We start from the raw sequence: 15677 nt of genomic DNA, 5'->3' as shown, positions 1-15677 counted from the left end.
TGGCCATAAATACTCCGGGGGAGTCCCCGCAGGGGACGGGGGCAGAGCCCCCTAGCCCCGCCAGGGCCCGAATCCGAACCCCAGCATGTCGCGGGCATAGATCTCGGCCACCTTCGCCTCCAGCGCCGCATCATGGATCGCCGCCAGCGGCACCGGCGCCCGGCTGGGTTCGGGCGCAACTGTGCCCCCGGCCATCGCCGACAGCTCCTCCGCCATTTCTGTCTCGCGGATCACCCGGTCGGGCAGAACGATCTGCGTCATACCCTCGATCACCGCCGACTGGCTGGCCCAGTGGGCATCGATGCGCAGCCCGGTCTGCCCCGCCAGGTTGGCCTTCAGAAAATCCAGGAACCCCAGGAACAGCGACCGGTGGCGCGCCACATCCGCCAGCCCCTCGGGTCCATCCGGCAGGTCCAGTCCGAACCGCTGGATCAGCAGGCGGCGGATCTCGGGCAGGTGTCCTGTCCCCGGGTCCAGAATCTTGCGACAGAAGACCTCGTGCGCGCGCACCAAAGGATGCCGGATCACGGTGAAACTGCGGTGCCCGGGATGGGCCTGCTGCCAGTCCTTCAGCCGCTTGCGGTTGAAATCACGCAGCACCCCGCCCGCCAGCCCCGACATCCAGTGTTCGACCGCGGCCTCGGGGCCGCCGGGCACGGGCATGTACAAAAGCCCCCCCGCCGCCAGAAAGTTCGGCACCCTCGGACCGCGACGCGGCTCGAAATCCGGGACCCGGTCCAGGTTGAACAGATCCAGCCGGGCCAAGGCCGCGCGCATCTCCTCGGGGTTCTCGACCTTGTCCTCGGGGGGGCCGGGGTTCTGCACCTTCAGGCTCTGGTCCAGCGCCTGCAGGCGCGCATCGACCCCCAGCCAGGCCGCCAGCCCATTGATCACTGGCAATGACTGCAGGTCGTCGTAATCCAGCCAGAAGGCCACCTGCCCCGCCGCCTGCAGCCGGTTCAGCAGATCCAGCCGAAAGGCCTTCATCACCTCCAGCACCCGCAAGAACTCGGCCGTTTCGAAACGGATGCGGCTGTCGCGCCGGCGCCGCACATCGGTCAGCTTCCATTGGTCGGTGGCGCGCGCGATCTTCAGACTGATGTAGCTGTCCAGCGGATTGCGCCCCAGGATCACCTTGGCGCAGCGCGGATCGGCCAGCGCCATCGCGGCCACCCTGGCATCATGATCGCTGAAGAAGCGAAACCCGTTCAGCCCCGGTGCCGCCTTCAGCGCTGCGATCAACGCCCCGGGATCGGCATCGCGCGCTGCCCGTCCCACCCCCAGGCAGGCATCGCGGTTCGGATAGCCGACGAAATGCGGGTTGAAGACCTCTCCATGGCAGGTCAGCCCCTCGAAGGCATTCAAATTCGCCTCGAGGAAATTCGACCCCGTCCGCATGTCTGCGAAAACGATGAAATAGTCGAAATCCGCCATCTATTGCCGCACCAGATAGGGTCGCACCTGCTGCGGCCGGGGCGGGGGCGCGACCGGAAGATCGCCCACCAGAAAGGGATGCATGCCGGTGTTCTTCAGCTCCTGCAGGAATTGCGCAAAGCCCTCGAGGGCCACCATGGTGGGCGCCTCGGCCACTGGGGTGGCCAGGCGGGCGCCGATCACCTCGATCGCGCTTTGCAGCGGTGCCATCGGGGCGCGGACGAACTGGGCCATGTTCCACACCGACACCCGCGCCCGGGCATAGGGCGAACGCAGCGCGCCCAGGAAGTCGTTCTCGATCTTCTGCAGGCGCGCGGCCTCGGCCCGCGCCTCGGTGAAATCCATCCCCGAGCGGAACAGCGCCACCGCCCAGGCCCCGGTGATCAGCGAAACATGGGCATTCGGGTCCTTGGCAATGTCCCAGCAGATCGCCTGGTTGGCCAGCGGCGAGAACTGGAAGACCTGGCGTTCGCCCCGGGTGTTCCACACCAGGTTGGTCAGGAAGTCCCGCGGCGCGTAATCGCGCAGCCGCGCATCCGCCATCAGCCCGCCGTTCAGGATCGTCTGGCCACCGGCGAAAACCGCATCGCCCGGCCCGAAGAGCGGCCCATGCACCCGCGCCACCGCCTGCCGCTCCAGCCAGGGCTCGAAATCTTCGTAGACCTCAGCAAAGCCCTGAAAAATCGAGTATTTCCCGGCCGTCAGCCCATTATCCCAGCCCTCGTTCGGGTAACGGCTGTGCATGTAGAGGCCGGTGCGCCCGCGGGTGCGCAGATCCGAGGCCTTCTCGAAGATGCGGTCGATCTTGCCGGGGTTGGGCTCGGCCCGTTTCATGGCCGTGTGGCCATCGGTCAGGAAGGCCCGATACAGCTTGCCGGCGCGGGGCCAGATCTTGCGCGCCACAAAGCAGTCCGATCGCCGCAGAAGCTGCAGGTGATCGTCGTAGAAGATGTGCGGCTTGCCCTGGAAATCGAATTTCGACAGCGTCAGCGACCGGCTTTCCACCTGCTGAGACCAGCGCCGCGTCAGGGTCTGGAAATAGCTTTCGTCCGGGATCCAGACCTTGCGAAAGTAGCTGTCGTAGGTCCGGCGGTTCGGATCCGTCAGGATCGCCTGCAGGGTCTGCCGGGTCAGGCACCACCACTGGCTGCCCATATGCGGCACGATCCCCTCGGGGATGCGGCGCTGGAAGCCGGCCCGGCGCTGGACATTGACGTACCAGTCGAACAGCCGCCGGTGTTTTTTCCACGAGAAGGGGAAGCGCAGCAGGAAGCGTTCGCGGTCCAGCCCGCCCACCGTCCAGGTGACGTCATCGGTGGTGGCGCTTTCGATGAAATCGGTCGAGGGCCGCGCCGCGAGGTAGTTCACCAGCTCCTGCACGGGGCGCAGCGGCAGGCAGGATCCAGAGGTCAGGAAGACATGGCTGGCCTGCGGATAGGTCTTCAGCAGCAGCGTCGCCGCGTCCTGGGTCGCCGCCACCAGCCCCCAGGTGCCCCAGTCGCAGCGGTGCCGCGGCCCGAAGGCGATCAGCGGATCGTCCGACAGCGAGGCCCGAAAACGCTGGAACTGCCGGTCGGACACCCGCGCATCGCAATGGATCACCACCGGGCAGCCGCCCGCGCTCCAGTGGCGGGCCACCTGCGCTGCCCTCCCCAAAGCCGTATGGACCAACATCACGATACCGACCGTCACCCCGCGCCGCCCCCCGCTTCAGGCCCAGTTGCCCTTGGACAGCAGCCCCAGAACCTCGAGCTGTCGCCAGTTGATGTATTTCTCGGACCATTTGCACCACAGCTGCGCCACGGCCTCGGGGTTGGAATCATAGGCCCGGTATTCCTGCCCCCCCTGGTAATGCTCGCCCCGGTTCACCTCTTCTGCGGCCTTGTCGGCGAAGGTGTGCAGGAACTTGGTGTGCAGCAGCACGCCGCTGGCCTTCTCTCCGCCCCAGGGATCATAGACCAGATTCAACCCCCGCGGGAGCAGCATATGTGTCGAACTTTCATAGACAAAGCTGCGGTGCCAGTTGACCAGCGGGATCTTGTTCAGCGCCGGCGCCCGTTCCGGCGTGTCGCGGAAGAAGGTGCGCATCCTCGGTCCGCCCTGGATCCACAGGTTGCCGAAGGTGTCGTTCTTCTTGATCGTGTAGTTGCCGAAATCGAACCAGGATGCGATCTCGAGCGGATCCTGGCCTTCCTGGTAGGGCTGCGCCTCGGGGGGGCCCTTGGGATACATGTCCAGCAGCATGGTCCCGAAACTGCGGATCTCGCAGGTGTCCAGCCAGCCGGTCAGCGCCGACAGCGGCCGGGTATCGCAGAACGGGTAGACGAAGAATTCATCCGGATCCACCACCAGAACCCAGTGACCATGGCCATGGCGCCGCAGCAGGTGGTTGATCCAGTCCATGCCGAAACTGGCATCACGGTAGCTGCCTTCGGTGTACCAGACCGAGACATCCTCCTGCCCGGTCAGGAAATCCTGTGCACCGTCCTGGCTGGCATTGTCGACGATCAGGAACCGGTCCACCCCCATCCGGCGGTAATAGTCCAGGAAATAGGGCAGGCGGATCTTCTCGTTCCGAATGGTGGCGAACAGCAGGATGTCGGATTTGCGGATCAGCCCGGTGTTGTCCTGCACGGCCTTCAGGCCGCGCGACTTCAGGAAGCCACGCAGGGCCCTTCTGCGACGCCAGCGCCGAAGCCGATATGTGTCCCGAAGACCCAAGTCGCACGTTCCATTCCAGCCGCCTTCCGGACGGCATGCCACCCCACCGCGCCGGTCCCGCAAGGCCCCGCGCCCCCGTAACACCGGCATGACTTCCACGGGCACGGAAGAAGCGAAAAACCACCCATGGTTGATTCCAACATTAACGAACCCTTCTGGATTCCGACAAGAGGAAAAGGAATTCAGCCCAATTCCCGTTCAGGGCTGATCAATCCCAGATCCACGAGTCCCTCGACCCCCTTGAATTCCAGGGAAACACCATCCTTCAGGACCGGTTCCGAGAGAATGGACAGGTAATAGTCGCGATAGGCCTCCGGCACATTGAAGTGCTGTTGCCGAGACATATCCTCGGCCGCCCGTTGCGTGACATCGGGCAGGAATTTCGTATGCAGAATCGCGCCGTTGGGAAACGGACCGCCCGGCCCCGAGTAATAGGCATTCAACCGCGGCGGCAGTATCGCGTGCGATGAGTTAACGAAGGCGTAACGGCGGTGCCACTTCAGGAAGGGCAGCTTGTTCAGCGTCGGCGCGCGCTCGGGCTGGCCGGCAAAGAACACCCGGTCGCGCGGCCCGCCCTGCAGCCACAGATTGCCCATCGGCATCTGCCGGGTGACCCGCATCGGGCGGGGGTCGAAATGGGTCAGTACCTGGCGCGGATCGTCGCCGGGGCGGTAGACCTGCCGGCCCAGAGGCCCCTCTGGAAAGAGATCCAGCAGGAAGGCGCCAAAGACCGGCTGGCCACGGGCCTGCAGCCGGGCCGCCAGAACCGGCAGATCCATGTGCCCCGATCCGGCATAATCCAGCAGTTCGTCCGCATCGGCGATAACGCACCAATGGTCATGGCCATACCGCGCCAGCAGGTGGTTCAGCCAGCTGATCCCAAAGCGCGCCCCCCGGTACGAGGCATCGGTCCACCACAGCGACACGTCGGGGGCCGCCCCCAGCAGCGCCGCGCTGTCATCGTCGCTGTCATTGTCGACGAACAGGAAATGCCGCACCCCCAGGCGCCGGTAATGACGCAGGAAATAGGGCAGCCGCAGGGCTTCGTTGCGAAAGACGCAGACCAGCAGCACGTCGCCCGGGCGGATCGCGGCGGTGCGGTCGATCCGGCAGTGCAGGTCATGGCGTGCACGGAACGCCTGCCACAGGCCCAGCTGGCGGCGGCGGCGCAGCTTCAGCGCCTGCCGCTGCCGCGCCAGCCCGCGCCTGACCCCAGAGAGCCCGCCCCGGATCCGCATCCACACCTCCACGCCACAACCGGACCGAGCGTGCGGCCGCCCGGCCTTCCCGGTCAAGCGTCGTCTTTGTGCAATTGCAGCAAAGGCAAGGGGGCGGCCCTTTCGGACCGCCCCCGCAGGTTCGAAACGGAGCCAGGCCTTACTGGGCGGCGGTCTTCAGCGCGACCACATCCTGCAGATATTCCATCAGCTCGTCCTTCAGATCGTCGCGCGACAGGCCGAAGGACACGGTCGCCTGCAGGAAGCCCGCCTTCGAGCCGCAGTCGAAACGCTGACCCTTGAAGCGGTAGCCGTGCACCTTGCGGCCTGCGGTGATCTCGTCGGCGATGGCGTCGGTCAGCTGGATCTCGCCGCCGGCACCGGATTTCAGCTGGTCGAGGTTCTGCATGACGGTGTTCTGCAGCACGTAGCGGCCGATCACCGCCAGGTTCGACGGCTGGGTGCCGGCCTTCGGCTTTTCGACCATGCCCTTGACCTTCACCACGTCGCCATTGTCCTCGGCGATGTCGAGGACACCGTAGGATTTCGCCTTGTCGGCGGGCACTTCCATGGCAGCGACCATCGAGGCGGGCTCTTCCTCGAAGGCCTCGATCATCTGCGCCAGGCAGGGTTTCTCGGCGGCGATGACGTCATCGGGCAGGATGACGGCGAAGGGTTCGTCGCCGATCAGGCGGCGGGCGCACCAGACCGCGTGACCCAGGCCCAGGGCCTTGTGCTGGCGGATATAGGCGATCTGGCCGGATTCCATGTAGGTCTGCTGCAGGATCTCCAGCAGGTCGGTCTTGCCCTTGGCCTCCAGCTCGGCCTCCAGGACGGCGGAATGGTCAAAATAGTCTTCCAGGGCCGACTTGCCCTTGGAGGTGACGAAGATGAACTCGGTGATGCCGGCGGCGCGGGCCTCGTCGATGGCATACTGGATCAGCGGCCGGTCGACGAGGGTCATGATCTCCTTCGGCACCGACTTGGTGGCCGGAAGGAAGCGCGTGCCCAGGCCCGCAACGGGGAAAATCGCCTTGGTGACCTTGTTTTTCACTTTAAGCCCTCAACTTTTTCAAAATGTCCGTCCGATGCCTTCCAGAGCATAGCACCCAGGTCGCATCAGACAAATTCGGTTGGAATTGTGTAACGAAAAAACTCGATTTCAAGTTGTTCTGCGCAACAGCATGACGGATCGCAAGGGGGCTTTCCACTGGAAAAATCGCCTGTCTTCAAGACGTCACGACTTGATCACGGACAGCACTGCGGATGCGCGGAAAACCATCATTGCGCGCATCCCGCCCGTGGCCTGGCGACAGCCCCCCCCCGGGAATCAGGCGCTCTTCAGATCGACGCCGGGGGCGTAGGCGATGAAGAAGCAGTTGGCATAGCCGTCCTTGCCGTAGGCCAGCGGGGTATGGTCGTCGAAACGCACCACCTCGCCGCCCGCGCCCTTCAGCACCGCGTGACCGGCGGCGGTGTCCCATTCCATGGTGCGCCCGACGCGCGGGTAGATGTCGGCCTCGCCCGTGGCCACCAGGCAGAACTTCAGCGAAGAGCCCGCGCTGGTCATGTCCTTGACCTTGTACTTGGCGATGTAGTCGTCGGTCGCCTGGTCGCGGTGGCTTTTCGAGGCCACGACCATCAGCGCGTCATTGTCGGGGGCCGAGACCTTGATCGCCTTCATCTCGGACGGCTTGTCACCGAAGGGGCCGATTTCCTCGACGGTCGAACCATCCGCCAGGGTGAAGAACATCCGCTCGCGCGCCGGGGCGTAGACCACACCGCGGGTGGGGGTGCCGTTCTCGACCAGCGCAATGTTGACGGTGAAGTCGCCGCGGCGGTTGACGAATTCCTTGGTGCCGTCCAGCGGGTCGACGATCAGGAAGGTCGCGGCCTGTTCGCTGTGGGTCGCCGACTGTTCCTCGGTCACCAGCAGGATATCGGGGAAGGCCGCCTTCAGCCCGGCCGAGATCAGCGCATCCGCCGCCTCGTCCGCCGCCGTCACAGGGCTTTCGTCGGACTTGGTCTTCACCTCGAAATCGTCCGAGTTGTAGATTTCCATGATCTTCGCACCGGCTTCCAGGGCAAGGGTGCGCATGACGACGGTCAGTTTTTCGTAATCCAAAATAGGCTCCTCGAGGACCGGCGGACCGGGACCTCGCTAATTGATTGAAAACTTTTCCCGAGGTATCCCTGTCCCGAGGGCACTTTGCAAGACCCGCTGCCCGTTGCCGACCAGAATGCGACCGAAACCGCCGCAACCCTGCGCAGCAAGGCAGCGGCCCGACGACGGAGCAGGCGAATGTTCGAAAAGCCCGTCCCCCGCAGCCGGCTGCAATCGGCCCTCGGCATGGCCGAGCTGATCTTCCATTCCACCGCCCATGACATCCGCAAATCGCACCGCAGCGCGCTGTTCTCGATCCTGAACAACCTGGTGCGCGTCGCCGTGATGATGAGCGTCTTTTACCTGATGTTCCTGCTGTTCGGCCTGCGCAGCACCGCGATCCGTGGCGATTTCCTGCTGTTCATGCTGTCGGGCGTGTTCCTGTACCGCACCCATATCCAGACCGTGGGCCAGGTGATGGGGGCCAGCAGCGCCTTTGCCTCGATGCGCCAGCACCGGCCGCTGAACACGTTGGTGGCGCTGGCCTCGTCTTCGCTGTCGGTGCTTTACGTTCAGACACTGTGCCTGCTGATCATCCTGCTGGGCTATCACCTGATCCATGGCCCGTTCGAGATCTACCAGCCCGCAGGCGCCTTCGCCGGGGTGCTGGTGGCCTGGGGGTTCGGCATTGCGGTGGGTGTGGCCTTCGCCGCGCTGAAGCCCTGGGTCCCGACCTTCGCCAACATCGCCTCGCAGTTTTACCGGCGTGCCAACATGATCGCCTCGGGGAAGATGTTCGTGGTGAACACCCTGCCACCGAAGATGCGCAACATCTTCGACTGGAACCCGCTGTTCCACACCATCGACCAGACCCGAGGCCACGTCTTCATCAACTACACGCCGCATTTCACCTCGATCAGCTATGCGATCTGGGTCTCGGTGGTGATCTTCTGCCTGGCGATGATCGGCGAATTCTACACCCGCCGCCATGTGTCGCTGTCGTGGAAGGTGCGCTAGTCGACCACCCGGCAGGTCAGGTTCAGCCGGCCACCCCCCGCCAGCAGGCTGGAACTGCCGGGCCGGATCCGGTCCACCCCGTGATAACACAGCCGCGCCGCACCCCCCAGCACCGCCACGTCGCCCGACTGCAGCCAGACCGAGCGCGTAGGCGCCCCGCGTTCCGTCCCGCCTATGCGGAACAACCCGTCATCCCCCAGCGAGACCGACAGCACCGGCCAGCGGAAATCGGCCTCGTCCCGGTCCTGGTGCAGCCCCATCCGCGCGCTGTCGCGATAGAGGTTCAGCAGACAGCAGTCGGGCGCGCGCTCCAGCCCGGTGACGGCATGCCACAGCGCCAGCACCAGCGGCGGGATCGGCGGCCAGTCGCAGCCCGAGGGGTGGCGGCGTTCATAACGGTAGCCACGGCGGTCCGACACCCAGCCATAGCGCCCGGCCGAGGTCATCCGCACGCTCATCTTCCGTCCGCCGCGGGTTTCCGGCGAAAACAGCGGCGCCGCCGCCACGACATCGCGCAACTGGTCCATCAGCGCCTGTTGCGCGGGACGATCCAGATGCCCCTTCAGGATCTCGACCCCATGGATCTTCACGGACATGACCAACCTCTTGCCAGTGCCACGGGCATTTGCCGTGAAATGCCGCGTTTTTTGCGTTTCGCCCCCTTGCTGCGCGCTTGCAGGGTGCAAACCCCCTGCCTATATACGCCCAGAAGCGCGGCGGGACGGGGAACCTACCGTCGTGTCAGGGATCGGGGGCCGATGCCGACACGGGTCGGTTCCTCGTAACATCGCCTTAAGTAGAAGGGATTGAAAACATGTCCAAAGTGATCGGTATCGACCTCGGCACCACCAACAGCTGCGTCGCCATCATGGACGGCTCGCAGGCCAAGGTCATCGAGAACTCCGAAGGCGCGCGCACGACGCCCTCGATCGTCGCCTTCACGGAAGAAGAGCGCCTGGTCGGGCAGTCGGCAAAACGCCAGGCCGTCACCAACGCCGCCAACACCATCTTCGGCGTCAAGCGCCTGATCGGCCGCCGGTCGGATGACGCCCACCTGTCGAAAGACAAGAAGAACCTGCCCTACAACGTGATCGCCGGCCCGAACGGCGACGCCTGGGTCGAAAGCCGCGGCGAGAAATATTCGCCCTCGCAGATCTCTGCCTTCATCCTCGGCAAGATGAAGGAAACCGCCGAAAGCTACCTCGGCGAGGAAGTGACCCAGGCGGTCATCACGGTCCCGGCCTACTTCAACGACGCCCAGCGTCAGGCCACCAAGGATGCCGGCAAGATCGCCGGGCTCGAGGTGCTGCGGATCATCAACGAACCGACCGCAGCCGCCCTCGCCTACGGTCTGGACAAGGAAGACACCCACACGATCGCGGTCTATGACCTTGGCGGTGGTACTTTCGACGTCACCATCCTGGAAATCGACGACGGCCTGTTCGAAGTGAAAGCCACCAACGGCGACACCTTCCTGGGCGGCGAAGACTTTGACATGCGCATCGTCAACTACCTGGCGGGCGAGTTCAAGAAAGAGCACAACGTCGACCTGACCCTCGACAAGATGGCCCTGCAGCGTCTGAAGGAAGCCGCTGAAAAGGCCAAGATCGAGCTGTCGTCCAGCCAGTCGACCGAGATCAACCAGCCGTTCATCTCGATGGACCCGAAAACCGGCACGCCGCTGCACCTGGTGGTCAAGCTGACCCGCGCCAAGCTGGAAAGCCTGGTCGGCGACCTGATCAAGGGCTCGCTGAAGCCCTGCCAGGCTGCGCTGAAGGATGCGGGCCTGTCGACCTCGGACATCGACGAGGTGGTTCTGGTCGGCGGTATGACCCGTATGCCGAAGGTCATCGAAGAGGTGACCAAGTTCTTCGGCAAGGAACCCCACAAGGGCGTGAACCCGGATGAAGTGGTTGCCATGGGCGCCGCGATCCAGGCCGGCGTGCTGCAGGGTGACGTCAAGGACGTGGTGCTGCTGGACGTGACCCCGCTGAGCTTGGGCATCGAGACCCTGGGCGGCGTGTTCACCCGCCTGATCGACCGCAACACGACGATCCCGACGAAGAAATCGCAGGTCTTCTCGACCGCCGAGGACAACCAGAACGCCGTGACCATCCGCGTGTTCCAGGGCGAACGTGAAATGGCGGCCGACAACAAGATGCTCGGCCAGTTCAACCTGGAAGACATTCCGCCCGCCCCGCGTGGCGTGCCCCAGATCGAAGTGACCTTCGACATCGACGCCAACGGCATCGTGTCCGTCGGCGCCAAGGACAAGGGCACCAACAAGGAGCAAAAGATCACCATCCAGGCGTCCGGCGGTCTGTCCGATGCCGATATCGAGAAGATGGTGAAGGACGCGGAAGAGAACGCCGAGGCCGACAAGAAGCGCCGCGAGCTGATCGAAGCCAAGAACCAGGCCGAAAGCCTGATCCACTCGACCGAGAAATCGATCGAGGATCATGGCGACAAGGTGGACCCGTCCACCGTCGAGGCGATCGAACTGGCCCTGGCCGCCCTGAAGGACGAGCTGGAAAGCAACAACGCCGACAAGATCAAGGCCGGCATCCAGAACGTCACCGAAGCGGCGATGCGTCTGGGCGAGGCGATCTACAAGGCGCAGGCGTCGGAAAACGACGACGAGCCTTCGGCGGCCGACAACAGCGCGGGCCCCTCGGATGACGACAGCATTGTCGACGCCGATTTCGAGGACCTGGACGACAACAAGAAGCGTGGCTGATTTGCAGCTTCGCTGAGGAACTTCCGGGGCCGGTCCTCCCATCGGGCGGGCCGGCCCTGATCGTTCCGAAGGAAGGGATGACCTGACGTGGCAAAACGCGATTACTACGAGGTCCTCGGCCTGTCGAAGGGCGCCTCTGCGGAAGAGATCAAGAAGGCCTATCGCAAGAAGGCCAAGGAACTTCATCCGGACCGCAACCAGGACAACCCCCAGGCCGAGGAGCAGTTCAAGGAGGCCAACGAGGCCTATGACTGCCTGAAGGATGCCGAGAAGAAAGCCGCCTATGACCGCTTCGGCCATGCGGCCTTTGAAGGTGGCATGGGGGCCGGGCGGCGGCCGGGCGGTGCGGGGGGCCAGGGCGATTTCGCCTCGGCCTTCTCGGACGTGTTCGACGACCTGTTCGGCGACTTCATGGGCGGGCGCCAGCCCGGCGGGCGGCAACGCGCCACCCGGGGTTCGGACCTGCGCTACAACCTGCGGGTGACGCTGGAGGAATCCTACCAGGGCCTGCAGAAGACCATCAAGGTACCGACCGCCGTTCAGTGCAACACCTGCCACGGCACCGGCGCCGAGGGCGGTGCGGAACCGGTCACCTGCCCGACCTGTTCGGGCATGGGCAAGGTCCGTGCGCAGCAGGGTTTCTTCACCGTGGAACGCACCTGCCCGACATGTTCGGGTCTGGGGCAGATCATCAAGAACCCCTGCTCGGCCTGCGGCGGCCAGGGCCGTGTCGAGCGCGAGCGGCAGCTGTCGGTGAACATTCCCGCCGGCGTCGAGACCGGCACCCGGATCCGCCTGGGTGGCGAGGGCGAGGCCGGGATGCGCGGCGGCCCTGCGGGGGACCTTTACATCTTCATCGAGGTGGCCAAGCACGACATCTTCGAACGCGAGGGGACGAACCTGTTCTGCCGCGTGCCGGTGTCGATGACCTCGGCCGCGCTTGGCGGTGATATCGAGGTGCCGACGATCGACGGCGGGCGTTCCCGGGTGAAGATCCCCGAGGGCAGCCAGGCCGGGCGGCAGATGCGCCTGCGCGGCAAGGGCATGCCCGCCCTGCGCGGTGGCGGTCATGGCGACATGTTCATCGAGCTGGCGGTGGAAACCCCGGTGAACCTGACCCATCGCCAGAAGGAACTGCTGCGCGAATTCGAGGAGCTTTCCGCGGAGAATAATCCGGAAAGCGAAGGGTTCTTCAAATCGGTGAAGAATTTCTGGGACTCGATGAAGGGCTGAGACCCGATGATGGAATTGTTTGGACAGGGCGGCCTTCGGGTCGCCCTTTTCATCTGTGGAGGGGGGCTCTGCCCCCGTCTTCCGTACCGGAAGACTCCCCCGAGGTATTTGGAACAAGAAAATGAAGGGACGGCGCACTGCGTTAACCATGGTTTAAGGAACGGAGCGCGAAGCTTGGCGCATGATGAGTGATCCGCGCGCCTTCCGGGAAATGACCCTGCCCCTTTTCGATTCCGACGAGGCCGTGCCTGCGGCCCTGCCGCAAGGGCGGTTGCCCTCGTATATCCGGGACCACCGCAAGCGGCTGCGGGACCGTTTTCTGGAGGGTGGCGCAGGCGCCTTGCCGGATTACGAGATGCTGGAGCTGGTTCTGTTCCGCGCCAATGCCCGGCGTGACATGAAACCCTTGGCCCATGCCCTTCTGCAGCGGTTCGGCGATTTCAACGGCGTTGTAACAGCCAGCCCCGAGCGCCTGACCGAGGTGCCTGATGTGGGCGAGGCCGTCATCTGCGAGCTGAAGATCATCGAGGCCGCCGCACAACGGCTGGCCCGTGCCCGCGTCATGCAGCGCCATGTGGTCAGCTCGTGGGAGGCGCTGCTGGATTATTGCCACACCGCCATGGCCCATCGCGAGACCGAGCAGTTTCGCGTGCTGTTCCTGGACCGTCGCAACGTGCTGATCGCGGACGAGGCGCAGGGCCAGGGCACCGTGGACCACGTTCCCGTCTATCCCCGCGAAGTGGTCAAGCGCGCCCTGCACCACAATGCCAGCGCGCTGATCCTGGTCCACAACCACCCCTCGGGCGACCCGACCCCGTCGGAGAGCGACATCGAGATGACCCGCCAGATCGAGACCGCCGCCAGCGCCCTTGGCATCGTGTTGCACGATCACATCATCATCGGCCGCTCCCGCGAGCTCAGCTTCCGGGCAGAGGGCTACCTTTAGGTTTCATCTTTCCCCAAATATGCATGCGACGCCCGCAACCGGGCGTCGCATCAGGGTCTTACAGCGCCTTGGCTTCGCGGCGGCGGGCATGCAGCACCGGCTCCGTATAGCCCGAGGGCTGCGCCACGCCGGTAAAGATCAGATCCCGCGCCGCGGCAAAGGCCACGCCGTCAAAGCCCGGGGCCATCGGCCGGTAGGCCGGATCGCCAGCGTTCTGCGCATCGACCTTGACTGCCATCCGGCGCAGCGCGTCCTCGACCTGGGTTTCGCCCACCAGGCCGTGCAGCAGCCAGTTCGCCAGGTATTGCGAGGAAATCCGCAGCGTCGCGCGGTCCTCCATCAGCCCGACGTCATGGATGTCGGGCACCTTGGAGCAGCCGACGCCCTGGTCGATCCAGCGCACCACATAGCCCAGGATCCCCTGGCAGTTGTTGTCCAGATCGCGGGCGACCTCGTCTTCGGTCAGGTTGCGGCCCGACAAAAGCGGCGGCGTCAGCAGCGCATCCAGGCTGGCCTTCTCGCGGGATTTCAGGTCGTCCTGGCGGGCAAAGACATCGACCTGGTGGTAATGCGTCGCATGCAGCGTCGCTGCCGTGGGCGAGGGTACCCAGGCCGTCGTTGCGCCCGCCATCGGATGGCCGATCTTGGTCGCCAGCATCTCGGCCATCATGTCGGGCTTGGCCCACATGCCCTTGCCGATCTGCCCCTTGCCCTGCATCCCCACCGCAAGGCCGGTGTCGACATTGCCGTTCTCGTAGGCGCTAAGCCAGGCGGCATCCTTCATTTCGGCCTTGGGCACGAAGGGCCCCGCCTGCATTGATGTGTGGATCTCGTCGCCGGTGCGGTCCAGGAAGCCGGTGTTGATGAAGACCAGCCGGTCCTTCACCGCGCGGATGCATTCGCGCAGGTTGACCGAGGTCCGGCGTTCCTCGTCCATCACCCCCAGCTTCACCGTGTTGCGCGGCAGATTCAGGATGTCCTCGACGCCCGCGTAAAGCGCCTCGGCAAAGGCCACTTCCTCGGGGCCATGCATCTTGGGCTTGACCACATAGACCGAGCCCGCGCGGGAATTGCGCGGCCCCTCGGCCTTGATCAGATCATGCATGGCGCAGGCGACGGTGACGATGGCATCCAGCATCCCCTCGGGGGTTTCCTCGCCCTCGAAGAGGACCGCATCGGTGGTCATCAGGTGGCCGACGTTGCGCACCAGCAGCAGGGCGCGGCCCTGCAGGGTGAAGGCTTCGCCCTCGGGCGAGAGGTATTCGGGATCGGGGTTCAGCGCCCGGGTCATCACCCCGCCCCCCTTTTCGAAGCTGTCGGTCAGGTCGCCCTTCATCAGGCCCAGCCAGCGGGAATAGGCCTCGGTCTTGTCATCGGCATCGACGGCGGCGATGGAATCCTCGAAATCCTGGATCGCGGTCATCGCGGATTCCAGCACCACGTCGCGCAGGCCCGCCGGGCTGTCCTGGCCCACGGGATGATCCGGGTCGATCATCAGCACGACATGCAGGCCATTGTGGCGCAGCAGATACGAGGCCTTGGTGCCGTCCTCGGTATAGCCCCTGAAGGCGGACGGGTCCTTGAAGCCATGGGCCACACCTGCGACCTCGGCCACCAGGGTCGTGCCGTCGCGGCGATAGGCGGTGACCTCGGCGTGGCTTGCGCCCTTCAGCGGCAGCGCCAGGTCCAGGAATTCGGCCGCCCAGGCCATCACCTGCGCGCCCCGGGCACGGTCATAGCCCGGCCCCTCGGCCACGCCCGGCAGGGCATCCGTGCCATAGAGCGCGTCATACAGCGACCCCCAGCGGGCATTCGCGGCATTCAGCGCAAAGCGCGCGTTCATCACCGGCACCACCAGCTGCGGGCCGGCGATGGTGGCGATCTCGGGGTCGACATCGGCGGTGCCGATCTGGAACTCCGGGCCCTCGGGGACGATGTAGCCGATCTTTTCCAGGAAGGCGCGATAGGCGGCGGCATCCCAGGGCTGCCCCTTGCGGGCCAGCAGCCAGTCGTCGATCCGGGCCTGCAGGGTGTCGCGGACCTCGAGCAGGCGCAGGTTCTCGGGCACCAGCCGCGCCAGCAGGCGGGCATAGCCGGACCAGTAGTCCTGGGGCGAAATCTCCAGGCCGGGCAGGATCTGGTCCTCGACCAGGGCGGCCAGCGGCGCTGCGACCGAAAGACCGGCGCGGGTCACGTATTGGGTCATCGGGTGTCTCCTCAAACGCTTTGCGCCACCTTAGCCACAGCGCGGGACAAAGGGGGATGGCT

The 15677-nt window shown here is 65.0% G+C and carries 12 protein-coding genes; 4 read left to right on the top strand and 8 right to left on the bottom strand.

What is annotated here, in order from left to right; all coding sequences use genetic code 11:
* Positions 1 to 51: 51 nt before the first annotated feature.
* The 6 genes from AC2ITM_RS00960 to cysQ form a co-directional block, all read right to left on the bottom strand.
* On the bottom strand, positions 52 to 1434 hold the full coding sequence (locus AC2ITM_RS00960) for a nodulation protein NodH (protein WP_486467973.1): 1383 nt from the start codon (positions 1432 to 1434) through the stop codon (positions 52 to 54).
* Positions 1435 to 3126 carry a DUF5927 domain-containing protein gene (locus AC2ITM_RS00955; RefSeq protein WP_486467972.1) on the bottom strand — a complete coding sequence of 564 codons (1692 nt, stop codon included), beginning with the start codon at positions 3124 to 3126 and terminating at the stop codon, positions 1435 to 1437.
* Positions 3127 to 3144: 18 nt separating this feature from the next.
* On the bottom strand, positions 3145 to 4155 hold the full coding sequence (locus tag AC2ITM_RS00950; RefSeq protein WP_486467971.1) for a glycosyltransferase family 2 protein: 1011 nt from the start codon (positions 4153 to 4155) through the stop codon (positions 3145 to 3147).
* A gap of 182 nt (positions 4156 to 4337) precedes the next feature.
* Positions 4338 to 5393: a glycosyltransferase family 2 protein gene (locus tag AC2ITM_RS00945; protein WP_486467970.1), complete on the bottom strand. Its 1056-nt coding sequence runs from the start codon at positions 5391 to 5393 to the stop codon at positions 4338 to 4340.
* A 139-nt stretch (positions 5394 to 5532) separates the two neighbouring features.
* Positions 5533 to 6426, bottom strand: a complete 894-nt coding sequence (galU, locus tag AC2ITM_RS00940; protein WP_486467969.1) for a UTP--glucose-1-phosphate uridylyltransferase GalU — start codon at positions 6424 to 6426, stop codon at positions 5533 to 5535.
* Between the two features lie 276 nt (positions 6427 to 6702).
* Positions 6703 to 7497: a 3'(2'),5'-bisphosphate nucleotidase CysQ gene (cysQ, locus tag AC2ITM_RS00935; protein WP_486467968.1), complete on the bottom strand. Its 795-nt coding sequence runs from the start codon at positions 7495 to 7497 to the stop codon at positions 6703 to 6705.
* 177 nt (positions 7498 to 7674) lie between these two features.
* On the opposite strand from cysQ, the gene AC2ITM_RS00930 reads away from it, so the two are divergent.
* Complete coding sequence (locus AC2ITM_RS00930; RefSeq protein WP_486467967.1) at positions 7675 to 8493, top strand: ABC transporter permease; 819 nt, start codon at positions 7675 to 7677, stop codon at positions 8491 to 8493.
* Here the strand turns inward: AC2ITM_RS00930 and AC2ITM_RS00925 are convergent.
* The gene (locus AC2ITM_RS00925; protein ID WP_486467966.1) at positions 8490 to 9089 is read right to left on the bottom strand and encodes an alpha-ketoglutarate-dependent dioxygenase AlkB family protein; all 600 of its coding nucleotides are present in this window, start codon (positions 9087 to 9089) and stop codon (positions 8490 to 8492) included. The genes AC2ITM_RS00930 and AC2ITM_RS00925 overlap by 4 nt on opposite strands.
* A 218-nt stretch (positions 9090 to 9307) precedes the next feature.
* Here AC2ITM_RS00925 and dnaK point away from each other — a divergent pair, with 218 nt between their 5' ends.
* From dnaK to radC, 3 genes are all read left to right on the top strand, one after another.
* Positions 9308 to 11230: a molecular chaperone DnaK gene (gene dnaK / locus AC2ITM_RS00920; protein WP_486467965.1), complete on the top strand. Its 1923-nt coding sequence runs from the start codon at positions 9308 to 9310 to the stop codon at positions 11228 to 11230.
* Between the two features lie 87 nt (positions 11231 to 11317).
* On the top strand, positions 11318 to 12463 hold the full coding sequence (gene dnaJ, locus AC2ITM_RS00915) for a molecular chaperone DnaJ (RefSeq protein ID WP_486467964.1): 1146 nt from the start codon (positions 11318 to 11320) through the stop codon (positions 12461 to 12463).
* A 184-nt stretch (positions 12464 to 12647) separates the two neighbouring features.
* On the top strand, positions 12648 to 13409 hold the full coding sequence (gene radC, locus AC2ITM_RS00910; RefSeq protein WP_486469457.1) for a RadC family protein: 762 nt from the start codon (positions 12648 to 12650) through the stop codon (positions 13407 to 13409).
* A gap of 58 nt (positions 13410 to 13467) precedes the next feature.
* Here the strand turns inward: radC and AC2ITM_RS00905 are convergent, their stop codons facing one another.
* Positions 13468 to 15615, bottom strand: a complete 2148-nt coding sequence (locus tag AC2ITM_RS00905; RefSeq protein WP_486467963.1) for a malate synthase G — start codon at positions 15613 to 15615, stop codon at positions 13468 to 13470.
* Positions 15616 to 15677: the final 62 nt, after the last annotated feature.

This window comes from Pseudooceanicola sp. NS-SX9 (genome assembly GCF_057380705.1).
Note: the sequence above shows the minus strand (reverse complement) of the source record. Positions and strands in the feature narration are given on the sequence as shown.

Excerpts from the sequence above, each read along its gene's own strand:
- AC2ITM_RS00925 (WP_486467966.1), bottom strand. The coding sequence starts at position 9,089 with ATGTCCGTGAAGATCCATGGGGTCGAGATCCTGAAGGGGCATCTGGAT.
- AC2ITM_RS00960 (WP_486467973.1), bottom strand. The coding sequence starts at position 1,434 with ATGGCGGATTTCGACTATTTCATCGTTTTCGCAGACATGCGGACGGGG.
- AC2ITM_RS00930 (WP_486467967.1), top strand. The coding sequence starts at position 7,675 with ATGTTCGAAAAGCCCGTCCCCCGCAGCCGGCTGCAATCGGCCCTCGGC.
- dnaK (WP_486467965.1), top strand. The coding sequence starts at position 9,308 with ATGTCCAAAGTGATCGGTATCGACCTCGGCACCACCAACAGCTGCGTC.
- AC2ITM_RS00905 (WP_486467963.1), bottom strand. The coding sequence starts at position 15,615 with ATGACCCAATACGTGACCCGCGCCGGTCTTTCGGTCGCAGCGCCGCTG.
- radC (WP_486469457.1), top strand. The coding sequence starts at position 12,648 with ATGAGTGATCCGCGCGCCTTCCGGGAAATGACCCTGCCCCTTTTCGAT.
- AC2ITM_RS00945 (WP_486467970.1), bottom strand. The coding sequence starts at position 5,393 with ATGCGGATCCGGGGCGGGCTCTCTGGGGTCAGGCGCGGGCTGGCGCGG.